The sequence below is a fragment of the Microcystis sp. LE19-10.1B genome (assembly GCF_027530565.1).
Taxonomy (GTDB): domain Bacteria; phylum Cyanobacteriota; class Cyanobacteriia; order Cyanobacteriales; family Microcystaceae; genus Microcystis; species Microcystis aeruginosa.
This window is the reverse complement of the sequence record NZ_JAPZQM010000326.1, coordinates 1-4,517: the sequence shown is the minus strand read 5'-3', so window position 1 is coordinate 4,517 and position 4,517 is coordinate 1. Positions and strand designations below refer to the sequence as shown.

The 4,517-nt window shown below is 44.3% G+C and carries 6 protein-coding genes and 1 pseudogene; 4 read left to right on the top strand and 3 right to left on the bottom strand.

Going from position 1 to position 4,517, the window contains the following annotated elements; genetic code table 11:
• Positions 1-569: RNA-guided endonuclease InsQ/TnpB family protein (locus O9332_RS11595; protein WP_288025613.1), on the bottom strand; the 569-nt coding region annotated here is incomplete at its 3' end.
• Positions 570-660: 91 nt separating this feature from the next.
• On the opposite strand from O9332_RS11595, the gene O9332_RS11590 reads away from it, so the two are divergent.
• The gene (locus O9332_RS11590; protein ID WP_002762237.1) at positions 661-795 is read left to right on the top strand and encodes a hypothetical protein; all 135 of its coding nucleotides are present in this window, start codon (positions 661-663) and stop codon (positions 793-795) included.
• A 41-nt stretch (positions 796-836) separates the two neighbouring features.
• The gene (gene aroQ, locus O9332_RS11585; protein WP_002762236.1) at positions 837-1,292 is read left to right on the top strand and encodes a type II 3-dehydroquinate dehydratase; all 456 of its coding nucleotides are present in this window, start codon (positions 837-839) and stop codon (positions 1,290-1,292) included.
• 235 nt (positions 1,293-1,527) lie between these two features.
• Here the strand turns inward: aroQ and O9332_RS11580 are convergent, their stop codons facing one another.
• Positions 1,528-2,109, bottom strand: coding sequence for a hypothetical protein (locus tag O9332_RS11580; protein ID WP_002762235.1), 582 nt, complete (start codon positions 2,107-2,109; stop codon positions 1,528-1,530).
• Between the two features lie 205 nt (positions 2,110-2,314).
• On the opposite strand from O9332_RS11580, the gene pyrH reads away from it, so the two are divergent.
• The gene (gene pyrH, locus O9332_RS11575) at positions 2,315-3,037 is read left to right on the top strand and encodes a UMP kinase (RefSeq protein ID WP_002762234.1); all 723 of its coding nucleotides are present in this window, start codon (positions 2,315-2,317) and stop codon (positions 3,035-3,037) included.
• A gap of 13 nt (positions 3,038-3,050) precedes the next feature.
• Positions 3,051-3,572 carry a ribosome recycling factor gene (frr, locus tag O9332_RS11570; protein ID WP_373276133.1) on the top strand — a complete coding sequence of 174 codons (522 nt, stop codon included), beginning with the start codon at positions 3,051-3,053 and terminating at the stop codon, positions 3,570-3,572.
• A gap of 185 nt (positions 3,573-3,757) precedes the next feature.
• On the opposite strand, the pseudogene O9332_RS11565 reads toward frr, so the two are convergent.
• A pseudogene (locus tag O9332_RS11565) lies at positions 3,758-3,931 on the bottom strand (transposase); the annotation flags it as partial.
• Between the last annotated feature and the right edge of the window lie 586 nt (positions 3,932-4,517).

The window sequence follows — 4,517 nt, the reverse complement described above, 5'->3', positions numbered from 1 at the left end:
AGGCTACTAATTCCTAAGTCAATTCCGATGGCTTTATCTGTTACTGGTAGAGGCTTAATCGTTGGGTCATCAAATCTTATTGAAATATGCCAGCGTCCAGAAGGATGTAATCTGACTGTTACTGTGCTTGGTTCACAGCTTTCTGGTATTTGTCTTGACCATCGAATAGGTAAGGGTTCCGTGCATTTGGCTAAATAGATTTGTTTGTCTTTGAACTTAAAAGCAGATTTGGTAAATTCGGCACTTCCTCCCTGATGTTTTTTCTTAAAGTTGGGATACTTAGTACGACCAGCAAAGAAGTTAGTAAAAGCTGTTTGTAGGTGTCTTAACCCTTGTTGTAAAGGTACACAGCTAACTTCATTGAGAAAGTTTAATTCTTCTTGTTTTTTCCAATCGGTCAACATTGAAGAAGTTTCAGTATATCCTACTCTTTCTTGTCTTTCGTACCATGCTTGTGTTCTGACATGGAGTGCCTTATTGTAAACTAATCTTACACAGCCCAAAGTGCGCCGCAATAGCGACTCTTGTTCGGGTGTGGGGTAAAATCGAAACGAATAGGCTTTTTCCATACCTCACGTTTTAGCATATATTTCGTAAATGTGCTAATATTTAACAGTAAAGCCGTCGTAGAACGACGGGGTTTCAGACCCAAAATTTCCGATGATTAAAGCTATTTCCGACCTCCAGGGATTCCGAGGTCTCATTCTGCCGATCATCGTCGGTGCGCTCAGTGCTACTATTGGTGCGGTGATTACCGTAGCGGCAAAAATGTTGTTGATCGGCAATAGTCCCTGATCGAGATAAGATTAATTCTCGTGGTGATAGGGAGGACATTTGTGAATAAACTAAGCATTCTGGTTCTGCACGGGCCGAATTTAAACCTATTGGGAAAAAGAGAGCCGAATCTCTACGGTAACGTCAATTTAGAGGCGATTAACCGGTTTTTAAACGAAGAAGCTACCCGTTTAGGGGTGAATTTAACCGCGCATCAGTCCAATCAGGAAGGGCAATTAGTGGACTGGATTCAGCAAGCATGGGGTCAGCAGGACGGTATTTTGATTAATGCGGGAGCTTATACTCACACCAGTATCGCCATCCGCGACGCACTATTAAGCACAAAAATGGCCTGTGTGGAAGTACACTTAAGCAATATTTACAAACGCGAGTCTTTTCGTCATCATTCCTACATTGCCGATATAGCCATCGGACAGATTAGCGGTTTTGGGGCCGAAAGTTATCGCCTAGGATTATGGGCATTAGTCGATTATTTGCAAAAGAATAGAGAAGGCTAATTAGGGCTTGCTCAATAAATCTAAAAACCTTGTTGGGTAAGACTTTTAGACTTTTTGGAAACCAAAAAGTACCGTATCCCGGAGTGATCGGGTGGAAAATTCAGGGACTTTTTCCCTGAAAATTAGGTAATTGACCCCCTCAAAATCTCTAAAACTCTACACCCTACACCCTACACCCTACACCCTACACCCTACACCCTGCCCCCACCGAAAAACTTTTTGCCGCAAACCCTAATTAGGCAAGGGATTCTCCCACTTCTAAGAGGGGACAAAAGGGAAAATAGGGGGAAACCGTCCAACGATAGAATTTTTTGCTGCTGGTGGACTGAAGATTAAAACGCAGGGAAACAAAGGGGAAAAAGGGAGATACGGAACAATTCCAACTGAAAGCCGGCTTAGAAGTGCTATTATCGCCCTGCAAAGACCAAGCCTGGTATTGAAAAACCTCCCGGACGAGGGATTTTCCTTCATCGCTAACTTGGGCGCAGCTGCGACTAATGCCCGAAACCAAACAGAGACTATTACTAACACAATTATCATTAGAAGCCACGATCAGGAGATTTTCCCCGGTGGTGGTTAGTTCAAAAGCGATAAAATCTCCAGCTTGCCAACGACTAAGGACTTGTCCCTGGGCATTCTGGTAGATAGCGCTGCAGTTTTCGGGATCGAGAAGACGATAACTATCGGGGTCTAAGTAACCGCAAACCCTTCCCATCAGACGAGTTCCATCCTGAAACCCATACACCCAATCAAAGGTATCGATGTTAGCAGCCCCTTGATTGCTTTTGTTGACCAATAGTAATCGATCGCTGACCACGGTTATTAATTCTCTATAAAACTAAGCTCCTTTTAATAACAAAGGTATCACTAAATACAAATTCCCCAAGGAAAAGATTTATTAATCTTAACTTGTCGGCCCCAGGGGAGAGTGAACTGGTCAACTTAAATCAAGGCCAAAACCTGCTATCTTATGGGGAGACAAAAATTATCTAGATCTTGTTTTAGCGAGTGGTAGTAAGGGCATGGCGTACAAGCGGGTATTATTAAAACTGAGTGGGGAGGCCCTGATGGGCAATCTCGGCTATGGGATCGACCCGATGGTGGTTTCCGCTATCGCTCAGGAAATCTCCGAAGTGGTTGACCAAGGCATCCAATTGGCGATCGTGGTTGGTGGGGGCAATATTTTTCGCGGGGTGAAAGCCGCCTCGGCCGGCATGGATCGGGCCACGGCCGATTATATTGGTATGATAGCAACAGTCATGAACGCTATGACCTTGCAGGATGCCCTAGAACGAGCGCAAGTACCGACTAGGGTATTAACAGCGATTGCGATGCAGGAATTAGCCGAACCCTACATCCGCCGGCGGGCAATCCGTCATCTGGAAAAAGGTCGGGTAGTGGTTTTTGGTGCGGGATCGGGTAATCCTTTCTTTACCACCGATACCACGGCGGCCCTGCGCGCTGCCGAAATCGATGCGGAAGTGGTGTTTAAAGCGACGAAAGTGGATGGGGTTTATGATTCCGATCCCTCTCACAATCCTAACGCGCGACGCTTTCAAAGTCTCACCTACGGTCATGTGCTGACCCATGATCTGCGGGTGATGGACGGAACGGCGATCGCTCTGTGCAAGGAAAATAATATCCCGATAGTCGTTTTCGATCTGTCGGTGACAGGTAATATTGTTCGCGCTGTCAAAGGTGAACCCGTTGGAACATTGGTAGGAGGATTCTGTGAAGTTAGCTGAAGTTCAAGACCATATGCAGAAAACCGTCGAATCAACCCAGAGAGCTTTTAATACGATTCGTACCGGCCGCGCAAATGCTTCTCTTTTAGATCGGATCGTGGTGGAGTATTATGGCATGGAAACTCCCCTCAAGTCCCTAGCGACCATTAGCACTCCCGACGCAACCACGATCGCCATTCAACCCTTCGATCGTACCAGTATGGGGGCGATCGAAAAGGCGATTTCTCTCTCGGACGTGGGTTTAACCCCCAGTAATGACGGTCAGATCATTCGTTTGAATATCCCTCCCCTCACTAGCGATCGCCGCAAGGAATTGGTCAAATTAGCGGCGAAATTGTCTGAAGAAGGAAAGGTGGCGATCCGCAATATTCGCCGGGATGCGATCGATGCTATCCGTAAACAGGAGAAAAGTCACGAAATTTCTGAGGATGAATCCAGGGATTTACAGGATCAAGTGCAGAAATCCACCGATAAATTTATCGCCAAAATCGAGGATTTGTTAACGACAAAAGAAAAAGATATCATGACCGTTTAAGTTTTTTTCTCCTCATGGATAGAACAGGCTTTTTGTCTGTTCTATTTAGGGGGTGCTGAATAAATCTAAAAACCTTGTTGGATAATATTTTTAGACTTTTTTTCCCTCAAAAAGCGCCGACCCTTGGAGTGATTGGGGGGGAAATTTAGGGACTTTTTCGGCTCTTCGTTACTCTTTATGCTAAATCAACAGACAAGATGCCAAGATAACATACTTCTAACCCAAAAATTCCGAAAGTTTCTCAAGCCATAGCCTCTCCGTTTTATTAGTTTAAGTTTATTATTGATTCCCTCGACCACCCCATTCGTTGTCCTTTGCTCGAAATAACTAATGATTTCTCCAAACCAGTTTCGGGATGTTGTTTCTACTTTCTATGAAACCCCTTTTCTCTCTACTTTTCAAGCTTTTTGTCCCGTACTTAGAATAACTATAGCGTTTCCTAAGCTAGTGAGGTACACCTATTTTTCTTCCCTTTTGCCTTTTGCCTCTTGCATGAGTGCCTAAAACCCATAACTTTTGTACCTCAGCAGACTGAAAAACGCTATATATGATTGCTGTGCTGAGAGCCTTTTGTCAAGCCTAATTGAGATGCTCTTACCCTGGGTTTAATAACCAGGAAAAATCTATCATTGACCTTTTTCTCTATCTTTCTACCTGTCTATCCACTAGGATAATGACCTTGCAATCAAAACTTCATGTCTGCGTCACAGTAAGTTCATATCCCCTGCCTAAATTAGAGATAGTCAGTCCCAAGCCATTTTCCGAAACACTCCTCTCACACCCACGATTATTAGGACTGACTTTTATGGCTCTTCGGTTTGTGTTATGCAATGGACGGGGGTTATAAGGGATGGAACCCTTATAGAGAAAGGCATTTAGCGATTTTTGTCAATTGTTTTTGCTCTAGAGCGAACTAATCAATTAAGTCTCTTGCCAGATAAGGAT

What these genes read in the sequence shown, in the direction of transcription:
- O9332_RS11590 (WP_002762237.1), top strand. Translation starts at nt 661, where the DNA reads ATGATTAAAGCTATTTCCGACCTCCAGGGATTCCGAGGTCTCATTCTG.
- pyrH (WP_002762234.1), top strand. Translation starts at nt 2,315, where the DNA reads ATGGCGTACAAGCGGGTATTATTAAAACTGAGTGGGGAGGCCCTGATG.
- frr (WP_373276133.1), top strand. Translation starts at nt 3,051, where the DNA reads ATGCAGAAAACCGTCGAATCAACCCAGAGAGCTTTTAATACGATTCGT.